The sequence below is a fragment of the Brevundimonas sp. genome (genome assembly GCF_027484365.1).
Classification (GTDB): domain Bacteria; phylum Pseudomonadota; class Alphaproteobacteria; order Caulobacterales; family Caulobacteraceae; genus Brevundimonas.
In genome coordinates, this window is record NZ_JAIXTC010000018.1 from 67,621 (window position 1) to 89,952 (window position 22,332).

Annotated in this window: 19 protein-coding genes; 13 read left to right on the top strand and 6 right to left on the bottom strand. The window is 67.5% G+C overall.

The features are described from left to right. Window positions 1-651: an alpha/beta hydrolase gene (locus Q0044_RS08405; protein ID WP_298161442.1), complete on the top strand. Its 651-nt coding sequence runs from the start codon at window positions 1-3 to the stop codon at window positions 649-651. On the opposite strand, the gene Q0044_RS08410 is transcribed toward Q0044_RS08405, so the two are convergent. Together Q0044_RS08410 and Q0044_RS08415 are read right to left on the bottom strand one after the other, a co-directional pair. Then, a complete protein-coding gene (locus Q0044_RS08410) occupies window positions 648-1,847 on the bottom strand; it encodes an exo-beta-N-acetylmuramidase NamZ family protein (protein WP_298161443.1) in 1,200 nt (399 codons plus the stop codon). The genes Q0044_RS08405 and Q0044_RS08410 overlap by 4 nt on opposite strands. Further along, the gene (locus tag Q0044_RS08415) at window positions 1,844-2,491 is read right to left on the bottom strand and encodes a DOMON-like domain-containing protein (RefSeq protein WP_298161445.1); all 648 of its coding nucleotides are present in this window, start codon (window positions 2,489-2,491) and stop codon (window positions 1,844-1,846) included. The genes Q0044_RS08410 and Q0044_RS08415 overlap by 4 nt, the downstream gene beginning before the upstream one ends. A 192-nt stretch (window positions 2,492-2,683) precedes the next feature. Between Q0044_RS08415 and tyrS the strand changes: the two genes are divergently transcribed. From tyrS to Q0044_RS08435, 4 genes are all read left to right on the top strand, one after another. Beyond that, window positions 2,684-3,952: a tyrosine--tRNA ligase gene (gene tyrS / locus Q0044_RS08420; protein ID WP_298161446.1), complete on the top strand. Its 1,269-nt coding sequence runs from the start codon at window positions 2,684-2,686 to the stop codon at window positions 3,950-3,952. 14 nt (window positions 3,953-3,966) lie between these two features. Continuing rightward, a complete protein-coding gene (locus tag Q0044_RS08425) occupies window positions 3,967-4,422 on the top strand; it encodes a peroxiredoxin (protein ID WP_298161447.1) in 456 nt (151 codons plus the stop codon). Window positions 4,423-4,620: 198 nt separating this feature from the next. Beyond that, window positions 4,621-5,772 (top strand): M23 family metallopeptidase, encoded by a 1,152-nt coding sequence (locus Q0044_RS08430; RefSeq protein WP_298161448.1) that lies wholly within the window; start codon window positions 4,621-4,623, stop codon window positions 5,770-5,772. Beyond that, entirely contained in the window at window positions 5,762-6,346 is a 585-nt protein-coding gene (locus tag Q0044_RS08435) for a bactofilin family protein (protein WP_298161449.1), read from the top strand. Before Q0044_RS08430 ends, Q0044_RS08435 begins: the two co-directional genes overlap by 11 nt. Before the next feature lie 67 nt (window positions 6,347-6,413). Here Q0044_RS08435 and prfB read toward each other — a convergent pair. Next, window positions 6,414-7,536, bottom strand: a protein-coding gene (prfB, locus tag Q0044_RS08440) for a peptide chain release factor 2 (protein WP_298161450.1) whose coding sequence is annotated in 2 segments (ribosomal slippage) — window positions 6,414-7,466 and window positions 7,468-7,536 — 1,122 coding nt in all. Because the reading frame shifts where the segments join, the coding sequence is not laid out codon by codon here. 138 nt (window positions 7,537-7,674) lie between these two features. After that, window positions 7,675-10,074: a penicillin-binding protein 1A gene (locus Q0044_RS08445; protein WP_298161701.1), complete on the bottom strand. Its 2,400-nt coding sequence runs from the start codon at window positions 10,072-10,074 to the stop codon at window positions 7,675-7,677. 974 nt (window positions 10,075-11,048) lie between these two features. On the opposite strand from Q0044_RS08445, the gene Q0044_RS08450 reads away from it, so the two are divergent. Beyond that, complete coding sequence (locus Q0044_RS08450; RefSeq protein WP_298161452.1) at window positions 11,049-11,594, top strand: hypothetical protein; 546 nt, start codon at window positions 11,049-11,051, stop codon at window positions 11,592-11,594. On the opposite strand, the gene Q0044_RS08455 is transcribed toward Q0044_RS08450, so the two are convergent. After that, window positions 11,595-12,821 (bottom strand): N-acetylmuramoyl-L-alanine amidase family protein, encoded by a 1,227-nt coding sequence (locus Q0044_RS08455; RefSeq protein WP_298161453.1) that lies wholly within the window; start codon window positions 12,819-12,821, stop codon window positions 11,595-11,597. Window positions 12,822-13,344: 523 nt separating this feature from the next. Here Q0044_RS08455 and Q0044_RS08460 point away from each other — a divergent pair. The 3 genes from Q0044_RS08460 to Q0044_RS08470 are packed head-to-tail and all read left to right on the top strand — an operon-like array spanning window position 13,345 to window position 18,331. Beyond that, the gene (locus tag Q0044_RS08460; protein ID WP_298161454.1) at window positions 13,345-16,032 is read left to right on the top strand and encodes an Rne/Rng family ribonuclease; all 2,688 of its coding nucleotides are present in this window, start codon (window positions 13,345-13,347) and stop codon (window positions 16,030-16,032) included. A gap of 56 nt (window positions 16,033-16,088) precedes the next feature. Then, window positions 16,089-17,513: a M48 family metalloprotease gene (locus tag Q0044_RS08465; protein WP_298161455.1), complete on the top strand. Its 1,425-nt coding sequence runs from the start codon at window positions 16,089-16,091 to the stop codon at window positions 17,511-17,513. A 20-nt stretch (window positions 17,514-17,533) separates the two neighbouring features. After that, window positions 17,534-18,331: a DsbA family protein gene (locus Q0044_RS08470; protein ID WP_298161456.1), complete on the top strand. Its 798-nt coding sequence runs from the start codon at window positions 17,534-17,536 to the stop codon at window positions 18,329-18,331. A 22-nt stretch (window positions 18,332-18,353) separates the two neighbouring features. Here the strand turns inward: Q0044_RS08470 and Q0044_RS08475 are convergent, their stop codons facing one another. Beyond that, a complete protein-coding gene (locus Q0044_RS08475) occupies window positions 18,354-19,400 on the bottom strand; it encodes an AraC family transcriptional regulator (RefSeq protein ID WP_298161457.1) in 1,047 nt (348 codons plus the stop codon). A 105-nt stretch (window positions 19,401-19,505) separates the two neighbouring features. On the opposite strand from Q0044_RS08475, the gene Q0044_RS08480 reads away from it, so the two are divergent. The 4 genes from Q0044_RS08480 (at window position 19,506) to Q0044_RS08495 (ending at window position 22,270) form a co-directional block, all read left to right on the top strand. Continuing rightward, window positions 19,506-20,303 carry a hypothetical protein gene (locus Q0044_RS08480; protein ID WP_524536158.1) on the top strand — a complete coding sequence of 266 codons (798 nt, stop codon included), beginning with the start codon at window positions 19,506-19,508 and terminating at the stop codon, window positions 20,301-20,303. A 334-nt stretch (window positions 20,304-20,637) separates the two neighbouring features. Then, window positions 20,638-21,468: an IPTL-CTERM sorting domain-containing protein gene (locus tag Q0044_RS08485; RefSeq protein ID WP_298161459.1), complete on the top strand. Its 831-nt coding sequence runs from the start codon at window positions 20,638-20,640 to the stop codon at window positions 21,466-21,468. A gap of 229 nt (window positions 21,469-21,697) precedes the next feature. Then, window positions 21,698-22,078: a hypothetical protein gene (locus tag Q0044_RS08490; RefSeq protein ID WP_298161460.1), complete on the top strand. Its 381-nt coding sequence runs from the start codon at window positions 21,698-21,700 to the stop codon at window positions 22,076-22,078. 12 nt (window positions 22,079-22,090) lie between these two features. Then, window positions 22,091-22,270 carry a hypothetical protein gene (locus tag Q0044_RS08495; RefSeq protein ID WP_298161461.1) on the top strand — a complete coding sequence of 60 codons (180 nt, stop codon included), beginning with the start codon at window positions 22,091-22,093 and terminating at the stop codon, window positions 22,268-22,270. Window positions 22,271-22,332 lie beyond the last annotated feature (62 nt).

Consider the following 22,332-nt stretch of genomic DNA (forward strand, 5'->3'; position numbering starts at 1 on the left):
ATGCCTGAAGTCATCCTGCCCGGCGCCTCCGGCCGCATCGAAGGCCGCTACTCCCCCGGCAAGCGCGCCAATGCGCCCATCGCCCTGATCCTGCACCCGCACCCCAAGGCGGGCGGGCATATGAACAACCCGGTGACGGTCACCCTCTACCAGCTGTTCCAGAAGCGCGGCTTTGCCACCCTGCGCTACAATTCGCGCGGCGTCGGCAAGTCCCAGGGCGAGTTCGACTCAGGCATCGGCGAGCTGGCCGACGCGGCCACGGCCCTGGACTGGCTGCAGTCGAACAACCCTGCCGCCACCCAGACCTGGGTCGGCGGCTATCAGTTCGGCGCCTATATCGGCATGCAGCTGCTGATGCGTCGCCCGGAGACCGACGGCTTCATCTCGGTTTCGCCGCCGTCGAACATGTACGACTTCAGCTTCCTGGCCCCCTGCCCGGCCTCGGGCCTCTTCCTGCACGGGACGGCCGACACCATCGTGCCGCCGGTCGAGGTCGAGCGCGTGGTCAACAAGCTGCGCACCCAGAAGGGCATCGTCATCGACTATGAGCTGGAAGACGGCGCGAGCCACTTCTGGCAGGACCATATCGACGCCGTCGACCGCCGCGTGGGCCTGTATCTGGACAAGCGGCTGGAAGAAAAGCCGGCCTAATAGATCAGGAACGGCCTGCGCGCCTCGATCCAGGCCGCTTCGTCAGGTACGGCGATCGCATCCAGATCGGCCGCGGTCGCGCTCGCGTCATCGACCCACTCCCGCAGAGATGGCCCACCGTTGATCACGTCGATCGGCAGCTTGCCGAAGGCGTATTCGTACGGGAAGTCGCGCCACAGGTCGTAGTCCGGATAAAGCCGCCGGATCGCCTTGAAGCCCAGGGCCTGGACCCGCCAGGGCCGGAAGGCGGCGTGGTCGTAGTGCGGGCCCTCCACGTGGATCTGCACGCCTGAGCACAGCCGGCCGACATGTTTGTGGAAGGTCGGCTCGAACCACATGTCACGCAGGACGCAACCCTTCACCCACTCCGGGGCGAAAACCTGCATTCCGGCGATCACGGCGCGGGCGTCGATGTCGGGTGCCCCGAACAGCTCCAGCGGGCGTGTCGTGCCCCGCCCTTCCGACAGGGTCGCGCCCTCGACCATCACCGTGCCCGGATAGGCGCGCGCCATCGACAGGTTGGGCGCATTGGGGCTGGGGTTGATCCAGGCCCGTTCCCCCAGCGGCCAGCCGAACCCCGGCCCCGCCTCCGGGTCATAGCCCTGCATCTCGATCACCCGATAGTCGACCTTCAGCCTGAAGTGGTCGATGAACCAGTGGCCCAGCTCGCCCAGGGTCATGCCGTGCCGCATCGGCATCGGCCCGGCCCCGACGAAGCTCTCCCAGCCCGAGACCAGGGTCGTGCCCTCGACGGGCCGCCCGGCGGGATTGGGCCGATCCAGCACCCAGACCTCCTTCCCGTGTTCGGCCGCGGCTTCCAGCACGTAGAGCAGGGTCGTGATGAAGGTGTAGATGCGGCAGCCCAGGTCCTGCAGGTCGATCAGCACCACGTCGAACGTGCCCATCATCTCGGACGTGGGCCGGCGCACCTCGCCATACAGGCTGAAGACGGGGAAGCCGTGGACCGGATCGGTCTCGTCCGGGCTCTCCATCATATTGTCCTGCAGGTCACCCTTCATCCCGTGCTGGGGGCCGAAGGCGGCGCTTATGTTGACGCCTGCTGCGATCAGGGCGTCGATCGAATGGGTCAGGTCGGCCGACACCGAGGCCGGATGGGCCACCAGGGCCACCCGCCGCCCCTTCAGCGCGGCCTGAAGCTCGGGCTCGGAGAGCAGACGGTCGATGCCGAATTTCATGGGTTCTCCGGTGTCGACATGGGAATTGCGAACGAATCTGGATGATGGAAGTCGGGCTTATCTGACGGATGCGCCAAGGCCCAATAGGTCTTCTTGCCATCGACGTCTTCGATCACGGCGGAAAAACCAAGGCCAGCCGTCGCCATCCAGCCCTGCCAGTACACCGAGGCGCGCAACTTCAACTCGCCATCAGAACGCTCGAAAGCGTGCACCTGAACGCTGGCCTCTTTGAGAGGGCGCATGCCGTCTCTGTAGCCATCAAAGAAGTAGGCCGCCCACTCATTTGACGGTGACAAATTGAACTCCGCGTAGCAGCCGTCAGGCCTCGCCGCGAAAACCTCCAGGCAGGTGTGTTGCCAAAGGCCGTCGGCTCGCCCGACCGGCGTAGGCGCAGGCATCCACCTCCAAGGCAATGGCAGCCGTAGAAGCGATTTGGGGATCAGAAACAAGCCGAGCCGCCACTGATCGCGTGCCTTCGCACGAGCGACCGATGCCGACGGTGCGTGAATGGCTATGCGGTCGGTGTCGCCGAACAGGCGGAAGGTGACAAGCGCCGATGGTCGGCCCTCGAAGTCGAACTCTACCTCGATCCGCTCGATCGGGCTGGACGCACTGTCGGGGTACGGGATCAGCGTGGCGCGCATCCTGAACCGATAGCGGCTGGTTGACGCCGGTCAACGCCCGGCGCTACGAACGGCCCATGTTCGCCACCCGCGCCCTGCCCGGCCTGTATTACCGCCTCTCGACCTGATCGAGCGGCCGCGAACCCCTGCGCCGCATTTTGCCGGCGCGACACCCGAGACAGAGCGCCGGCCTCCCTGCTAACGGAGCCGACCATGCCCAATTCTTCTGAAGACCCCATCTTCCAGTCCGACTTCCTGCAGACGCTTCAGGCGCGCGGATACATCCATCAGATCACCCATCCGGCCGAGCTGGATGCGGCGGCGAAGGCCGGGGTCGTCTCCGGCTACATCGGCTTCGACGCCACGGCGCCGTCGCTGCATGTCGGCAGCCTGATCCAGATCATGATGCTGCGCCGGTTGCAGCATGCCGGCGGCCGGCCCGTCGTCATCATGGGCGGCGGCACCACCAAGGTGGGCGACCCGACGGGCAAGGACGCCTCGCGCCCGCAACTGACCGATGCGACGATCCAGTCGAACATCGCCTCCATCAGGACCGTGTTCGAGAAATTCCTGACCTTCGGCGACAGGCCCACCGACGCTGTCATGATCGACAACGACCAGTGGCTGTCGAAATACGGCTACATCGAATTCCTGCGCGACTACGGGACCCATTTCACGGTCAACCGGATGCTGGCGTTCGACTCGGTCAAGCTGCGACTCGAGCGCGAGCAGCCGATGACCTTCCTCGAGTTCAACTACATGCTGATGCAGTCGGTGGACTTCCTGGAGCTGAACCGCCGCCAGAACGTCACCCTGCAGATGGGCGGGTCGGACCAGTGGGGCAATATCGTCTCGGGCGTCGACCTGGTGCGCCGCGTGGACCAGAAGGCCGCCTTCGGCCTGACCACGCCGCTCCTGACCACGGCCTCGGGCGGCAAGATGGGCAAGACGGCCCAGGGCGCCGTCTGGCTCAACGCCGAACAGCTGAGCCCCTATGACTACTGGCAGTTCTGGCGGAATGCCGAGGACGCGGACGTCGGACGCTTCATGCGTCTGTTCACCGACATGCCGCTGGACGAGATCGCCCGCTTCGAGGCGCTGGAAGGCGCAGCGATCAACGACGCCAAGAAGGCGCTGGCCGATGCCGCCACGACGATGCTGCACGGTGCGGACGCCGCCACCACGGCTCGCGCGGCGGCGGAAGGCGCGTTCGAACAGGGCACGCTGTCCGCTGACCTGCCGACCGTCGAACTGCCCTCGGCCGAAGTCATCGGCGCCATGCTGGCCGCCGTCGCCACCCGCGCGGGGCTGACCGCCTCCAATGGCGAGGCCCGTCGTCTGGCCCAGGGCGGGGGCCTGCGACTGAATGACGAGGCGATCGCCGACGGCGCACGCCTTATCGAGGCCTCGGACGTCAATGCCGACGGCGTCCTGAAACTGGCGGCCGGCAAGAAGAAGTTGCTGCTCGTTCGCCCCGTCTGACGGAGAAGAGACCCATGACCGAAATCACCGAGGGCTCCAAAGCCCCAGCCTTCGACATGCCCGCCGACGGGGGCGGACGCGCGACGCTGTCCGGTCCCACGGTCCTGTATTTCTACCCCAAGGCCGACACGCCGGGCTGCACCAATGAGGCGAAGGACTTCTCTGAACACGCTGACGCCTTCGCCGCCGCCGGCGTGACCGTCATCGGCGTCTCGAAGGACCCGGTGAAGAAGCTCGACCGCTTCAAAGCCAAATACGATCTGAAGGTCACCCTGGCCTCCGACGAGGAGACGGGCGTCACCGAGGCCTACGGCGTCTGGGTTGAGAAGAGCATGTACGGCAAGACCTACATGGGCATCGAGCGGGCCACCTTCCTGATCGACGGCGCTGGCGTGGTCCGCAAGGTCTGGCGTCAGGTCCGTGTCAAGGGCCACGCCGAGGCGGTTCTGGCGGCGGTCAAAGAGGTTTGATCCGCCTGCGGACGGCCCGGCGAAGTCTAGCCGGGCCGTTCGACAGTCTAGCGGAATACGCCCCTCACGCGAATCTGGGCCTGCATAGATTCGTTTTCGCCGCCTGAGACGGGCAACGTGGTTAACATTGCGTGAACGGTATTGCCGTCAGGCAACACTTCACGGATAACGCTTCCCGGAACGTGGGGGCGTGTTCGAATGCATGAAGATAAGGGTGTAGTCCGGCCCTCTCTGGTCGAGCGATGGTTTCCCGAGCGGCATGTCTTTCTGCGCTCGAATCCGGATGACATCCGCGGCTATGTCCTGACCAGCGGCAAACAGATGATGATGGCGAGCGTCGCCGTCGCAGCCGCCGCCTGGACCCTGGTCGCCTCGGGCGGCTTCATCTTCGACATGGTCGCCCGCTCGCGGGCAGATGCCGAGGTCGTTCAGGCCCGGGCCGCCTCCGAGCGACTGAATGCCGACCTCCAGGCCCGCCTCGAAACGGCCGTCGTCCGCATGTCCGCCACGACGGGCGGGCTCGACGAGATGGCCCGTATGGTCGAGCGGCGGCACGCGGCCCTGACGAATGTCATGGGCATGTTCCACGGCGTCGACGGGGCCGAGGCCGCCCTCGCGCCCGCCCCGGCCCTCAGCGCCGCCGAAGCCCGTCCGGTCCAGCGCATCGTCGCGGTTCGGATGGACCAGGAGCGGCTGATCGAACGCGCCGGCGACTTCGCCCAGACCCGCGCCGAGCGTCTGCGCCTGGCCTTCCGCCTCGCCGGCCTCAACCCGGCCGCCTATGGCGCCGCCTCCGGATCCGCCCTCGGCGGACCTCTGGTCGAGGCCCGCGATCCCAAGGCCCTGGCCACCATCCTGGATGTGGACGAGCCCTTCGCGGTCCGCATCCGCCACGCCGCCGACCATCTGTCGGAGATGCGCAACCTTTCCGACGCCGCCGAACACCTGCCGTTCGACCGCCCGACCCAGGCTCGCACCACCTCGGGTTTCGGCGTTCGGTTCGACCCGTTCAACGGGCGTCCGGCGGTCCATCAGGGACAGGATTTCGCCGCCCCCCTGAACACGCCGATCTATGCCACCGCTCCCGGAATCGTGTCTTTCGCCGGTGTGCGTTCAGGGTATGGCAACACCGTTGAGATAGACCACGGGCGCGGCTTCAAGACCCGCTTCGCCCATCTGAACGCCATGGCCGTCCAGCCTGGCCAGCGTATCGCGCTGGGCCAGAGGATCGGCGCCATGGGCACCACAGGACGCTCCACCGGCGTTCACCTGCACTATGAAGTGTGGATGGACGGCCGCCCCCAGAACCCCGCCCGCTTCTTCCGAGCAGGAGACCAGATTGTTCAATAAGACCAAATCCCCCGCCACGCCGGACCGTGCCTCGAACACGCCGCCGATCCCGCCGCTGCCGGACCTGCCTTCGGCCGGCATGAACCGCGGCGTCGCACCGGCGCCCGTCCCCTCGCCGATCGCCTCGTCGCGGGGTCTGTCGACCCTCTCGTCGGACCTTCAGTTCGAAGGCAATGTCTCCGGCGCCGGCGACCTCCAGGTCGACGGCTCGGTCAAGGGCGACGTCCGCGTCGGCCGCCTGATCGTCGGCGAGACCGGCGCGATCGAAGGCAACGTCACCGCCGACTACCTCGAGGTTCGCGGCCGTATCGTCGGCGGGGTCACCGGAAAGCAGGTCAAGCTCGTCTCGACCGCCTATGTCGACGGCGACATCACGGCCGAACAGCTGTCCATCGACATCGGCGCCTATTTCCAGGGCCGCGTCCTGCAAAGCCGCCGCGAAGCCCCGGCGCCCGTCGCCCCCGCCCCGCGCCCGGTCGCCGCCTCGGAATTCGAAGCCCCGGCCGCCCCGGCCATCCCCGCGCCCCCTCCGGCCGAGGACAAACCCCAGATCATCGACCTCAAGTCGGTCTGATCCAGGTTCCGCCATAGCAAAAGGGCGGCTCCTTCGCGGGAGCCGCCCTCTTCTTTTGGGCGTTCAGCTAGTCGACTGTGGAGCCGCGGGTCTCGCCGACCCTCTGCGCCAGCGCCGCGCCCATGAAGGCGTCGAGGTCGCCGTCGAGCACGCCCTGGGTGTCCGAGGTCTCGACCTCGGTCCGCAGATCCTTGACCATCTGATAGGGCTGCAGGACGTAGCTGCGGATCTGGTGCCCCCAGCCGATGTCGGTCTTGGCGTCCGCCATGGCCTGGGCAGCGGCCTCCCGCCGCTGCAGCTCCAGTTCGTACAGACGCCCGCGCAGCATCTTCCAGGCCTGTTCGCGGTTCTGGTGTTGTGACCGCCCGGCCTGACACGCCACCACAGTGTTCGTCGGAATGTGCGTCAGGCGCACGGCCGAGTCCGTCTTGTTGATGTGCTGACCACCCGACCCCGAAGCCCGATAGGTGTCGGTGCGCACGTCCGACGGATTGATGTCGATCTCGATCGTGTCGTCGACGACCGGCGAGACCCCCACCGAGGCGAACGACGTGTGCCGCTTGGCCGCCGCATCATAGGGACTGATCCGCACCAGCCGGTGCACGCCCGATTCCGACTTGAGCCAGCCATAGGCATTGGGTCCGGTGACGAGGATGGTCGCCGATTTGATCCCGGCCTGGTCGCCGTCTTCCGACGCCTCGATCTCGACCTCATAGCCGTGCGCCCGGGCCCAGCGCGAATACATCCGCAGCAACATTCCAGCCCAGTCACAGCTCTCCGTGCCGCCTGCGCCGGAGTTGACCTCCAGATAGGCGTCGTTGCCGTCGGCCTCGCCGGACAGCAGGGCTTCCAGTTCGGCCCGGGCGGCGCGTTCCTTAATGGCCTTCAGCTGAGCGCGCGCTTCGTCAAGAGTCGCCTCGTCGCCCTCCTCCTCGGCCATTTCGGACAGCATGACGCCGTCCTCGAGCTCGCGCTCCATGGCCTTGACGGTGTTGATTTTGGCTTCCAGCTGCGAGCGCTCGCGGCTCACGGCCTGGGCCTCGTCGGGCTTGTCCCAGAGCGTCGGGTCCTCGACCCGTGCGTTCAGCTCATCGAGCTTTCGGTTGGCGACATCCCAGTCAAAGACGCCTCCTGAGCAGAGCGACGCTCTGCTCGATGTCGGCCTTCATGGCCTCGACATCCGGTCTCATATGCAAATCCTTACGGTGCGAAGGCGCGGAGATAGAGGTCGGGAGAGGCAGTAGGCAATAGGCAGCCGGCAATCGAAGGGGATTCCTGTCCGCGGCGACGACCGCGCCCCCACTGCCTACTGCCTACTGCCTCGCTTCCTAGAACAACCCGTCGAGGTCCGCCGCCGGTTCCTGCTTGGGCGCGGGCGGCGCGGTCGGCGGGGGAGCCGAGGGTCCGGGCGTGATCCCGGCGGCGGCTTCCTGTTCGCGACGAATGACGTCATTGTAGCTCTGCGGGCCCTCGGGCACGGCGGGTCCGGTCTCCCGGGCCTCCTCCTCGCGGCGACGCTCGGTGCCGGGTCGGAAGGCTTCCTCGATGCCGTTGATGGTGCGGAAGATGGCGCCGCGCGGGCGAACGAACGGCCGGGCCGGGCGCTCGCGCAGGGCGTCCTCCATGAAGTCCACGAAGATCGGCACCGCGGCCGAGGCCCCGGCCTCCCCGGACCCCAGGGACCGGTTGTCGTCGAAGCCGATATAGACCCCGACCACGATGTCGGTGGTGAAGCCCACGAACCAGGCCGAACGATACTCGTTGGTCGTGCCGGTCTTGCCGCCGACCCAACGGCCGAGGCCGCGGGCACTGGCGGCCGTACCGCGCTGGATCACGCCCTCCAGCATGGACGAGATCTGATAGGCGGTGATCGGGTCGATCACCTGGGTGCCGCGCGGCTCGAGGAAGGGCGAGGCCTGGCCGGAGAAGGCGCGTCCGCAGTCACGGCAACGGCGCTGATCGGCGCGATAGATGGTCTCTCCGTCCCGGTCCTGGACGTATTCGATCAGATAGGGATCGACGCGCCGCCCCCCGTTGACGAAGGCGGCGTAGGCGGCGGTCAGGTGATAGGCCGTGACCTCTCCCGCCCCCAGCGACACCGACAGATTGGGCTGCAGGTCGTCGGCGACGCCCATACGCTCGGACAGTTCGACCACCCGGTCCATGCCGATCGTATTGGCGAGGCGCACGGTCATCACGTTCCGCGACAGCTCCAGCCCGCGACGCAGGGTCGAGGGGCCGTAGTAGCGACGGCTGTAGTTCTCGGGGGTCCAGCGTCGTCCGTTCGCCCCGCCGGCGAAGCTGATCGGTCCGTCGACCACGATCGAGGCGGGCGTGAAATCGCCCTCCAGCGCGGCGGCATAGACGAAGGGCTTGAACGAGGACCCCGGCTGGCGCCGCGCCTGGGTCGCGCGGTTGAAGCTCGACAGGGCGTAGGAGTAGCCGCCGACCATCGCCAGCACGCGTCCGGATTGCGGCTCGATGGCCACCATGGCGCCGTTGACGGCCGGAACCTGCTTCAGGGCGAACTGGCCGTTGCGCGGTTCGACGAAGATCAGATCGCCGCGCTTCAGCGGCCGGTTGGCGTTGGCCCAGGCGGCGTCGGAGGCGATCAGGGTCCCGGTCGTGTCGTCACGCGCCGTGCGGATCTGCACAGTGTTGCCCGAAACGCTTTCGACCGCAGCGGCGCGCCATTCCCGGCGCTCCGGCGGGGCCGTCTGCCGCAGGGCCACAGCCTGCCAGCCCGGGGCGAAGTCGGTCGTGCCCCACGCCCCGCGCCAGCCGTGGCGACGGTCGTAGTTTTCAAGCCCCCGCATCAGGGCGTCCCGCGCCGCCGTCTGCAGCGACGGATCGAGCGTCGTGCGCATATAGAAGCCGCCGGCGTTCAGCTGGGCGCCGAACTCGGGGTTGGCGGCCGCCTGACGGCGCGCCTCCTCGACGAAGAAGTCGGCGTCCTGGTATTCGGCGCGCCGCGGCGCGGCCCGGGTGGTCAGGGGACGGGCGATCGCTTCCTGATACTGGGCCTGGGTGATGAACTGGTTCTGGACCATCTCGCCCAGCACCCAGTCGCGACGGCCCTTGGCCGCTTCGGGGTGGCGCTTCGGATGATAGTTGTTCGGCCCCTTGGGCAGGGCCGCCAGGAAGGCCGCCTCGTCCGGCGTCAGCTGCATCAGTGACTTGCCGAAATAGTTGTAGGCGGCCGAGGCCACGCCATAGGAGCGGTAGCCCAGGAAGATCTCGTTCAGATACAGTTCGAGGATCTGTTCCTTGGACAGCGTCGCCTCGAGGCGGCTGGACAGGATGGCTTCCTTCAGCTTGCGGCCGATGGTCGATTCATTGGTCAGCAGAACGTTCTTGGCGACCTGCTGGGTGATGGTCGAACCGCCTTCCAGCCTGCGCCCCGTGGCGAAGTTGAAGACGTTCTTGAACATGGCCCGGCCCAGCCCCGACACGTCGATGCCGCCGTGCTGGAAGAAGTTGCGGTCCTCCGCCGCCAGGAAGGCCTGCACGACCGGCGTCGGAATCTGCTCGTAGGGCACATAGATGCGCCGCTCGTCCGAGAACTCGCCGATCAGGGTGCCGTCGCCGGCATAGACGCGCGTGGCGGTCGGCGGCCGATAGTCGGCCAGCTCCGACGCATCGGGAAGGTCATGGAACAGCCAGGCGGCGTAGACCGCCACGATCAGCCCTGCGAGCGCGATCGCGCCCAAAAGGCCGATGCCCGCCATCACGAACCACCGTTCGGCAACCTTCACCAAGACTTCTCCGACTACGCGCTCGGCCCGATGTAGCCCGCGCCGTCCGACGGGGCTAGCTGACTTTTCGCCGTTCGAGTTCGGCGCGCGCCGCGCCCACGGCGTCTGCGTCCATATCCGTCTGGCTCGCCATCCAGTGCAGATAGTCGGACGGAACCTCGGACCACGGTCTAGTAACCGTCCGTTGCTTCAGGATCGATGACCGGCAGTTATACCCGGCGAATATGGAGACACGGAAACATCCCGCCATCCAAGCGGCGACAGATCAGGGTCAAAGACGACATTCGAGCTTTGGAAACCGCTCGCGCGCGCCTAGGTTGTCAGACTACCAACCAAGGCAAAGAGATTGGACTGGGCCGATGGCATCTCGGTTTCGCAACCAACTCACGGTGGTTCCACCGGTTCGGATCGCTGTCCGGCGGCAAGGCCTTTCGACGACAATAAACTGGGATGCAGGTGGGGCAGATCAAGGCTTGTCAGGGGCCAGATCATCGATGCGTTCCATAGGCGATCCTCGTTATTCCGGTTCTCTTCCGACCGAGCCCTACCTGATCCCCGGAACTCGGAAAGACTTCGGAGGCGGGGACCTAGGAACAATGACGTCGAGCGGCCTAGATCGATTCAAGGATCTGCTACTGGCCACCCGTGAGCGGGAGCGTGAGATACGGTCCGACACCAAGAAGGCGAAACGGCAGCTCGCGCTTAGTTGGACAACTCGAGCGCTCGCCTGGGTCACCCTGGCGGCGGCGGTTTCAAAGTCCGTTCGGGCCAAGACTGACTCAGCGGTCGCCCTTAGGCGCTCCGAGGTCAGCCACTTGAACAGTAATCTGACAGCTTCGCGCGTCTCCATAAGTTTCGATATGGAGACGGAGGTTGCCGGCCCACATCGGCGAATGCTGGAGGCTTTTGATCAGCTGTGTGGAAGCCACAAATCGTGGACTCTTGAGATGACGCAGCAGATTGACCGGGTGCGAGCACGAAGCGTCGCCGGGACCGTCATTGATCGGACTGCGGCGAGCCTTGGACGACGAGCAGACACCCTGGTCGACACAAACGATCTTCCGATGGCCATTGTAGTTCAGAAAGGGAGGGCCCACGCATACTTTTACCCCGGGTTCGTCTTAGTCGTTAGCAGCGCGGGCGCAGACTTCGCGATCATCGACCTGACGGAGATGGAAATATCTTACGAGACATCTCGGTTCACGGAAGAAGGCAGCATTCCGAATGATGCTCAGATGATCGGAAAGGTTTGGGCGAAATCTAACAAAAACGGGACTCGGGACCGGCGCTTCAAAGACAATCGCGAGCTACCTGTCATGCGTTATGGTCACGTTGGCTTGCGAAGCCCCGGCGGAATGGACGAGGCACTAATGTTCAGTCGTGATGACGCCTGTAGAGCATTTGTCGCTGCCGCGAATGACCTTCAGCGCATCCTGAGATCAATGCATCGTGGTCGTTTCGCTGGCGGGCACACCTCCATCACGAACGGCTGACTACATTCCGCCAGCGCCGGCGTTGTTCGCAGCGATCTGCATCGTGCCCGCCGGCTCGCGGAAATATCGGTCAATCCCTTCGGACACGGCCCGGACCAGCCGGCGGCGCTGCGCCGCGTCGCCGAGGGCGCGCTCATCGTCCGGATTGGTGATGAAGCCCATCTCAAGCAGGACCGCCGGCACGTCGGGGGCCAGAAGCACGGCCAGACCCGCATCACGGTGGCTGCGGCGCAGCAGCGGATGGTCTGCCGCCTCCAGATGGGTCAGCAGCACCCGGGCGAACTGGGCCGAGCGGTTCTGGGTCGCGCGCTGGGTCATGTCGAGCAGGATGCGATCCACCGACGGGTCGCGCCCGGGCAGATGCAGGTCGCGGTGCCAGTCGTCGCTGCGGGTGACCTCGCGGACCGCCCGCGTCGCCCCCTGTTCGGACAGGGTATAGACAGACGCCCCACGCGTGGCCGGGTCGGCGCCCGCATCGGCGTGCAGGGAGATGAACAGGTCCGCGTCCGCCTGGCGGGCGATCCGCACGCGACGGTACAGATCGACATAGACATTGGTCTCGCGCGTCAGCATGACGCGATAGCGGCCTGTCCGGTTGAGCTCATCACGCAGGGCGAGCGCTGCGGCCAGGGTGACCTCGCTCTCGCTGCGATGCGCGCCCCGGGCCCCCGGATCCCGACCGCCGTGCCCGGCATCGATGACGATCAGCGGTCGCTCGGTCCGGCGCTGTTCGGGCCGCGCGGCCTGGCGCTCACCCGCCGGCAGTGGAGCCGAACCGGTCGCGGCGATATCGATGACGTAACGATAGTAGGCGACGCCGTCTCCGGGCGGCAGCAGGAAGCGGCGCTCGATCCGCGCCGTCCGGGCCAGGGCCAGGTGCACCCGCGACGCCGTCCCCGACGGACTGACTCGCCAGTCCCGCACCAGTCCCGAACCCGCGCCGTCCACGCCGCGTCCTGCGCCGACCCCGGCGAGGGTCAGAACGACCGAGCCGCGATCCCCGCTCTCGATCACCTCTCCGCGGGCGGAGCGGTCCAGATCGATGACGATCCGCGTCCGCTGCACATCGCCGCCGAACCGCAGACCGCGCACGTCGCCGGTCGCGCCGGCGGCCAGTCCGCGCGTTGAAATCAGCAGCACGACAGCGAGCACCAGCACGGCGAGCGCCGTCATGGCCCACTCGCGCGGGCCCCATCCGGACAGGTTGAAATACTTGCGACCGGTCATTCTGACGGCGGACCCACCTTTATCGTTGGCCCCATGGTGGCAGAGCCCGGTTTGGATTGGGTTAAGCGGCGGCGCTTTCCGCGCATTCGCTGCCTAAAGCGGCGCACTGCCTTTCCATTCCGGGACTTGATGCTTATGCTTGTATTCGTCCGCGAACGATCGCGCCGCCGCTTAGTCGGTTTGGCGAGGCCCCGGCGCGGCGCCGACTTCCCGCCTTCGCGGATCGTGTCGCCCCCCGTCTCTGACCGTGGTCACTGACTGACTGGCCCAACGATCGAACAAGCCGGGCCTGTTCAGAACCGGACCTTGCGACGCCTGTCGGCGCGGGTCCAGGACCGACCATAACCCATGGGCATTCCCGCCTGCCTCTCCCGTGAACCGACAGCCCCCTTCGGGCCGGTCGCAGTCGTCTTCGGCCATCGCCGCGACGACCGGATGACGCACGCGTCCGCCTCTTACCCCGTTCGGCGAGCCGCCGTTGCCTCCCCCGGCAACGGCCGAGCGCGCCAGAGAGATACCTTCAATGTCAAAGACGATGCTTATCGATGCAGCGCACGCGGAAGAAACCCGCGTCGCGATCGTGGACGGCCGCCAGGTTGAGGAATTCGACTTCGAGTCGAAAACCAAACGCCAGCTTCGCGGCAATATCTATCTCGCCAAGGTCACCCGCGTAGAGCCCAGCCTTCAGGCCGCCTTCGTCGAGTACGGCGGCAATCGCCACGGCTTCCTGGCCTTCAACGAAATCCACCCCGACTACTACCAGATCCCGGCCGCCGACCGCGACGCGATCATGGCCGAGGCCCATTCGGCCGAGGACGACCACGACGACGAGCACGCCCGTGACTCCGACGACGGCGATTCCGAAGGCGGCATGGCCGAAGAGGAACGGCTGAAGCGGCGCCTGATGCGTCGCTACAAGATCCAGGACGTCATCAAGCGTCGCCAGATCCTGCTGATCCAGGTCGTCAAGGACGAGCGCGGCGGCAAGGGCGCGGCCCTGACCACCTGGCTGTCCCTGGCCGGCCGCTACTGCGTCCTGATGCCCAACACCGGCAAGGGCGGCGGCATCTCCCGCAAGATCACCCAGGCCAGCGACCGCAAGCGTCTGAAGGCCGCCGCGGCCGCCCTCGACGTGCCGCGCGGCATGGGGCTGATCATCCGCACGGCCGGCGCCAAGCGCACCAAGGCCGAGATCAAGCGGGACTACGAATATCTGCTGCGCCTCTGGGAGACGATCCGCGAGACCACCCTCGCCTCCCACGCCCCGTCCCTGATCTACGAAGAAGAGAACCTCGTCCGCCGCGCCGTACGCGATATGTTCGACAAGGATTTCGACGGCATCCAGGTCGAGGGCGTCGAGGGCTTCAAGGAGGCGCGCGACTTCATGCGGGTGCTCATGCCCTCGCAGGCGAAGAAGGTGCACCTCTACCAGGGCTCCCGCCCCCTGTTCGCGGCCAACGGCATCGAGGAGCTGCTGACGCAGATCCACCAGCCGGTCGTGCCGCTGAAGTCGGGCGGCTATCTGGTCATCAACCAGACCGAGGCCCTCGTCGCGATCGACGTCAACTCGGGTCGCGCCACCAAGGAACGCAACGTCGAGGCCACGGCCTTCAAGACCAACTGCGAAGCCGCCGTCGAGGCTGCCCGCCAGCTGCGCCTGCGCGACCTCGCCGGCCTGGTGGTCATCGACTTCATCGACATGGACGAGTCCAAGAACAACCGGACCGTCGAACGCATTCTGAAGGACGAGCTCAGCTTCGACCGGGCGCGCATCCAGATGGGCCGCATCTCCGGCTTCGGCCTGATGGAGATCAGCCGCCAGCGTCGCCGCCTCGGCGTGCTGGAAGGCGCCACGGAGGTCTGCCCCCACTGCCAGGGCGCCGGTCGCGTCCGCTCGGCCGAATCCGCCGCCCTGATGGTGCTGCGCGCCGTGGACATCGAAGCCGGCAAGAACGGCGCGGGCTCGATCAACCTCAAGGTCTCCTCGGCTGTCGCCCTCTACATCCTGAACCACAAGCGCGACTATCTGCAGCGACTGCTGGAGCGTCGCGGTCTGGCCGTCATCATCCAGATCGACGACCGCATGGGTCAGGGCGAGAGCGCCATCGAGCGCACCGAGACCAATGAGGACTTCGTCGCGCCCGAGGCGGTCGTGACCCTGGCCGATCTCGACGACGACTTCGACGACAACGCCTGGCAGGACGAAGACGACAACGACGACGAGGACGAGTTCATCTCGGACGAGGACGACGACGACGCCCTGGATCGCGAGGATGCCGACGACGACGAGCCCCGCGAACGCGCCGAACGTTCGGATGGTGATCGCGGTCGTGGGCGCGGCCGCCGCCGTCGCGGCGGTCGTCGCGACGAGGAGGCCGCGCCTGTGGCCGCCGACGCCGAAGCCGAAGGCCTCGCCGCCGAAGATGACGACAGCGAGGCCGGCCGCCGCCGCCGTCGTGGCCGTCGCGGCGGACGCCGCATCCGCGAGGACGGCGACACCGCCGGCGCCGGCGCGGGCGCAGGATCCTTCTTCTGGGTCCGGGGGCGCACGCCGTCGCTGGACGACCCCTATGTCTGGTTCGACCCGATCAACCCCGCCCCGCGGGCCGAACGTCCGGAAGCACCGGCGCGTGACGCGGCGGCCCCCGCTCGCGACGTCGAGGAGCGGATTGGCGAACGGCCCGAGGGCGAACTGGCCGCCGATCGCGAAGGCGGTCGCTCGCGTCGCCGCCGTCGCGGCCGGGGCCGCGGTGAACGCGCCACCCCGCAAGATCTGAAGGTCGAGGCCCGCGCCACCGGCGAGGGCATGCCGACCGACGGCAATCCCGATGCGCCCATGGCCGTGATCCTGCCGGACGCCGCCTCAGACGCGCCGGCTCCGGTGATCGCATCCGAACCCCAGCGTCGCCGCGTCCGTCGCAAGACGGCCGCCTCGGCGGTCGGGACGGAGGCCGTCGCCGAGGACGCCGTCGAGGCTGCCGCCCCGCCGCTGGAGCCCGAGATCGCCTTGGTCGAGGCTGAAGCCGAAGCGGCTCCCTTGGTCGTCGAGCCGGAGGTCGAGCCGGAACCCGTCGCGCCGGAGACCCTGGTCGCCGCCGAGGACGTCGCTCCGCCCACGCCCGAGGCCGATCTTTCGGCGATCATCGCCAACGATCCGGCCCAGATCACGGCGCCGCCCGCCAAGCCGAAACGCGGATGGTGGCGCTTGTGACGATCAGCGCCTAGGTTAGGGCCATGGGGCGGGGGCGCCAGTCGAAGGAGTTCGCCATGTTCCGGCCGACCCGCGTCGCGTCCTCCGTCCTCGGGTGGGTCGCCGCGTCCGCCGCCGTCCTCGTGATGGCGGCGGCCGGCCCCGCCTCCGCCCAGTCGACCATCCGCGACACCGAGGTCGAGGGCATCATCCGCGAATGGTCCGACCCGGTGTTCACGGCCATGGGGCTGGAGCCGTCCGAGGTCGAGGTCCTGCTGATCAACGACCCCGAGCTGAACGCCTTCGCCACGCGCGGGCGGATCATGGGCATCAACACCGGCACCATCCTTCGCGCGGATTCACCGGGCGAGCTGCTCGGCGTGATCGCTCACGAAGGCGGACACATCAAGAACCGCCACACCCTCCGCGACGGGGCCCAGGCCGCCGGCATGCAGCCCTTCCTCATGTCCATGGCCCTGGGCGCCCTGGCCATTGCGGCGGGCGAGCCCGGCGCCGGCATGGCCCTGGTCGGCTCCGGCCAGTATTTCGGCACCCTCGGCGCCCTGCGCTATATGCAGAGCCAGGAGGGCGAGGCCGATCTGACCGCCGCCCGCGGTCTGGAAGCCGCGGGCCAGTCCGGCCGCGGTCTGGTCGAGTTCTTCGAGAACATGCGGGCCCAGGAAGTTTTCTCGGACGCCCGTCGCTATCCCTATTTCCGCAGCCACCCCCTGTCCGGCCAGCGGATCGAGGCCCTGCGCCGCCCGGTCGAGGCCGCGGCCCACTACAACGTCGTCGACAGCCCCGAACGGATGGCCCAGCTGCAGCTGATTCAGGCCAAGATCCGGGCCTTCACCGACCCGCCGACCCAGACCCTGCGCACCTATCTGGACAGCGACACCTCCCTGCCCGCCCGCTATGCCCGCGCCATCGCCTGGTATCGCGACGGACAGACCCAGCGCGCCCTCGACGCCACCGACGTCCTGATCGCCGCCGACGTCGAAAACCCCTATCTGTGGGAACTCAAGGGCCAGATCCTGTTCGAGGAAGGCCGCCCGGGCGAGGCCATCGACGCCCACCGCGAGTCGGTCCGGCTCAGGCCCGACGCTCCCCTGCTGCGGATCAACCTGGCCCACGCCCTGATCGAGACCAACGACAGCGCCAATCTCGAGGAGGCGGTCGACCAGCTGAAGCGCGCCGTCGCCCGCGAGGAGGACAACACCCTCGCCTGGCGTCTGCTGGGTCAGGCCTACGCCTCCCAGGGCAAGGAGGGCGAGGCGCGCCTGGCCTCGGCCGAATACTATTTCGCCGCCGGGGGCGAAGAACAGGCGACCCAGTTCGCCCTGCGCGCCCGCGACATGCTCCCGCGCGGCTCCAACGAATGGCGGCGCGCCATGGACATCGTCCTGGCCTCCGGGGCCACGATGGACGACATCGACGACCTCGACCGTCGCCAGCAGCAACGCCGCGACCGCCAGACCGTTATCGCCCCGCCGGGCGCCTGATCCGCTCCTCCGAGACCTGAATGACCGACGAAACCCCTGCCCCGTCCCCGGACGCAAAGCCCACGCGCGATCCCCTGGCCTGGTTCGCCGGCGGCCGGGGCGGCGCCCTCGCCGTCGCCGTGTCGGTCGTGGCCCTGGGCCTGTCCGCCGCCCCCTATGTCACCGGCGGTGATTTCGGCGCCAAGGTCCGCGCCTATCTGCTCGCCAACCCCCAGGTCATGACCGAGGTCCAGGCCGCGTTCGAATCGCAGGCGGAAAACGCCCGTGTCGACACCATCAACGCCGCCGTCGCCGCCAATGCCGCCCTGATGGCCCCCGACCCGCGCGACCCCGCCTTCGGCCCCGCCGATGCGAAGGTCACGGTCGTCGAGTTCTTCGATTACCGCTGCCCGGGCTGCAAGGCGGTGTCGGAGGACTATCTGGCCCTGATCCGCGCCAACCCCGACGTCCGCTTCGTCTTCAAGGAATGGCCCATCCTTGACCGGGGCGACGACACCACCTCCAACTACGCCGCCCGCGCCGCCCTGGCCGCCCACCGCCAGGGCAAATACCTCGCCGTCCACCAGGCCCTGATGGCCGAGAACGGCCTGACCCGCGAGGGCGTCGACCGCATCCTCGCCGCCAACGGCGTCGACACGGCACAGGCCGCCGCCGTGATCGCCGACACCGGCACCGACCGCCTTCTGGCCGACATCCACACCACCGGCGCCACCCTCGGCCTCGTCGGTACCCCGACCTTCCTGATCAACGGCAAGACCACGGCGACCATCAACCCGCAGGAAGTCGCCGCAGCGATCGCGGCGACGAAGGCGGGATAGGCTGACCGGCGTTCGGCGACCTCTAGCCGGAGGGCGGGAGGTCGCCGGGAGCGGCCACCCTTGCCGGCTGGACCTCGCGGGGGCTCTTGCCGGTCCACCGCTTGAAGGCGCGGGAGAAGGCTGCGGCTTCGGAGAAGCCGACGAGGTAGGCCGTCTCGTTGACCGAGGCCCGGGCGCCGGTGAGGTAGCGGAGCGCCATGCGGTGGCGCAGGGCGTCAAGCACCTGTTCGTAGGTGACGTCCTCGGCCTTGAGCTTGCGGAACAGGGTCTGGCGGCTGAAGCCCAGGGCGCGGGCGACGGCCTCGGCGCCGACCTCGCCGGTGTGCAGCAGCGGCAACAGCACGGCCTCGACGCGGCCGCGGACGGTCTTCTGGTCGTCGAGCTCCTGCAGCAGGTCGTCGGCGCGCCGGGTCAGGACGCCGAACACATAGCGCGGCTGAAGCGCCACGGGCCAGGTCGCGATGCGCGGGTCCAGCCGCATGGCGTTCCAGCCGCTGGAGAAGGATACCGGGCACTGGAAGATCCGGTCGTACTCGGCCCTCCAGGCCGGCTCCGGGTGCGAAAACTGCACCTCCAGCACATGCGGCTCGGGCAGGAAGCGGCGCGGGCCGCAGACCAGCCGCGCGAAGGCCCCTTCGCTCAGTTCGGGGAAGGCGTCCGGATCCGCGCGCGTGTCGACCATCCACAGCTGGCCGTCGCGCACGGTGAGCACAAAGCGCGGTCCGTCGCTGAGCCCCTCGGTTTCCAGCGTCAGCCGGCCGAAGCGCTGCATCTGGGCGAACGCCTCCCCCATGGTGGCCGAGGCGTTCATGATCAGCCCGACGATCGACACCTCCGCCAGGTCGACGGCCTCGCCGAAATGGAGCGCAAGCGCCGGGTCGCCGCAGAGGTCCTGGGCCCCGCGCATCAGGGCCACATAGGTCCCGAACGCCAGGCGGGCGTCGGGGTTCTCCAGGTCGGCGGGATGCAGGCCGGCCCGGGCCATGAGCGCCGCGCGATCCGCGCCGCGCTGGACGGCGAACGCGATCAGGCCGGCGGCGACTCCCGCGGACGTCGTCAGGTTCGACATCGACACGGCCCCCGGTGTTACGAACGATCATGCGCACGGAACGCCCGATCATGGCGCCCGCCGGACCTATCGACAAGAAAGGGACCCATGACCCTGCGAATTCGAATGCTGCCCGTCCTGTCTGCCGTCGTCGCCGTCGCGCTGCCGCCGTCCATCGCCCTGGCCGACACGCTGCAGGCCGGGCCTGGCGATCCGGCCTGGATGCATCTGGGCGCCAACGCCCTGCTGTGGGCGCACATCGGCGGCGGGGCGATCGGGATGGTCACCGGCGTCGTCGCCCTGGCCTCGCGCAAGGGCCAGCGGGTCCACCGCGCGGCGGGCTCGATCTTCTTTCTGGCGATGTTCATGGCCTATGCCATCGGCGCCGGCGTCGCGCCCTTCCTTGAAACCGGACAGCGGCCCAATTTCGTTGCCGGGATCATGGCGCTCTACCTTCTGGTCAGCGGCGCCATGGCGGCTCGACGGCGGAACGCGAAGGCCGGCGCCCCGGAGGTCATCGGGCTGATCGTCGCCCTCTCCATCACCGCCGCCGGCGTGATCTTCATGCGGATGGGCGCAGCCAGCCCCAGCGGCACGGTGGACGGCTCGCCGCCGCCGGCCTTCCTGCTCTTCACCATCGCCGGGATCTTCGCGGCGGCGGGTGAGTTGCATGTGCTGATCCGCAAACAGTTGTCCAACGTCTCGCGGATCGCCCGGCACCTGTGGCGGATGTGCTTTTCGCTGTTCATCGCCTCGGGCTCGTTCTTCCTCGGGCAGATGCAGGTGTTTCCCGAGGCCATACAGGACTCGGTTCTGCTGCCCATCCTCGCCCTGGCGCCTCTGCCGGTCATGCTGTTCTGGCTGGGCAAGGTCCGCTTCGACGCCTGGCGTCGCCGACGGATGAAGGCCGCGATCGCAGCCTAGCGGCAGGCCCTGCCCCAGTGAGCGCTGCGTCCGACTCCAAACAGAGCGGCATGGTCTCCGTTTGCAGCTTGTGTGCCGAATGTCCGCATCGGGGCGTCAGGCGAATGACCGACTGCCACGCCAGGGACGATTGCCCTGCAGGTCCTTTCTGATTGATATACAAGACGTTTTTCGCAGCAGGTTAACCGAACGCTAGGTACGGCCGAGGGCGTTGACCGACGTTCGCTCGAATGCGATTGAAGCTTTGAGCCGTGGGAAACCGCTTTATCGTCAACGGCGTGGGCGGGGGGAGTCTGGTTCCGTTCGCGCTTGAGAACTACGTCGGGGGATGGAAATGCCGGGTATTGTTCGGGCCGCGTTGGCGGTTATCCTGGTCGTCATGGCCGGTCTGGTGCCGTCGTCGTCCTGGGCGCAGGTGGGCGGTCGTGTCGCCGTTCTTGGCGCCCCGAGTCTCACGGCGTGGAATGCCGAGGTGGTGTCGAAAATTCTGGCGGACGGTCGTTTCATCGCCGTCGACAACATCGACGTCGGGACAAGCACACCCAGTCTGGCGACGCTTCAGACCTATCGCGCGGTCATCGTCTACAATGATGCTAGCGTTCTGAGCAGGGCGACACTGGGAGACAACCTTCACGCCTACCTCCTTGCCGGTGGTGGAGTCGTTAACGCCGAGTTCGACACCAGCACAGCTCACCTGGCTGGTGCATGGGCTACGAATACCGACACTGCCATCGCCGGGGGTGGACCCACGGTCGGCGAAGCTACGCTTGGAACAATTGCCCTGCTGGCCCACCCCACGGTCGCAGGCGTGACCACGTTCAACGGAGGCTTTGACAGTTATCGGTCAAGCGGAGCGATCACCCCGGGTTCGACCCTCGTTGCCAGCTGGTCCACCGGAGAACCGCTTGTGGCCTTCAAACAGGTAGGGGCGGGAACCGTCGTCTCCCTGAATTTCTTCCCTCCATCGAGCGACTCTCGGTCCGGCTTTTGGACGGCTTCGACAGATGGAGCAAAGCTGATGGCGAACGCGCTGGTCTTTGCCGGGGATGGCGCAGCGCCGCCGGCACCTGTCCCGACGCTCTCTGAATGGGCCATGATCCTGTTCGGCCTGATCCTGGCGGGTGGCGCAGCGCTCTACATCCAGCGGCGGCAGTCGATCGCATAAGCAGCGTCTCCCCTGGTTTGGAACGGCCCCGCTGGCGACGGCGGGGCCGTTTGCATATCTGGTATCCACCCCCAGCCGACCTTGAAAGCGTCCGCTCTCAGGCCAGCCAATGTATACGACAGCCCCGATGTGATCCGCACATCCTCCCCGGACCCCTTTGAATTCAACGCCCGGCTCTGACGAGAGCCTTTATCCGCGCCTACATAGGAAACGGGCGGACACTGTCGGCATGACCGAGATCAAACACCGACCGCCCCGCCTCACCGCCGAAGCCTGGGCCCATGCCCGTGAGGATTTCATCGCCGGCGTCAGTTGCGCCGTCATCGCCGAACGCTACGGCACGACCGACCGCAGCGTCCGTCGTCGGGCCGCGATCGAGGGCTGGCGGCGGCCAGACTTCCTGCCGTCGCGCCTCGCCCCGCCCCCGCCGTGGATGGCCGGGCCGCGCACCAAGGACGAGGAGATGGAGATCGATCCGGCGCTGGAGGAGGTCGACGAGGCCGAATCCGTCTCCCGCTTCGCCCTCCTGTTCAACCCGAACGCCCGATCCCTGCGGCGGTTCGCCTTCCGCCAGGCGGCAGAGAACGCCGCCGTCGACCGGCCGCAATAGGCGGTCTCGTGGATGCGGCTGGTCCAGCTGGTGAACAACGCCGACTGCCGTCTGGAAAGCGATTCCTCGGCCTTCCGCGACATCGACCACGTCCGCGCCGCCTATCTGCGCCGCCTCAACGAGGCCGTCGCCGAGGGCCGGGACGAAACCCTCGCCGAAGAGGCCGGGGCTGAGGCCGCGCCGGAGACCTGATCCCGGATTTCGTCCGTTTCGTCCGTTTCGTCAGGGTGTTTTCGTCCGGACCGACGGACAAA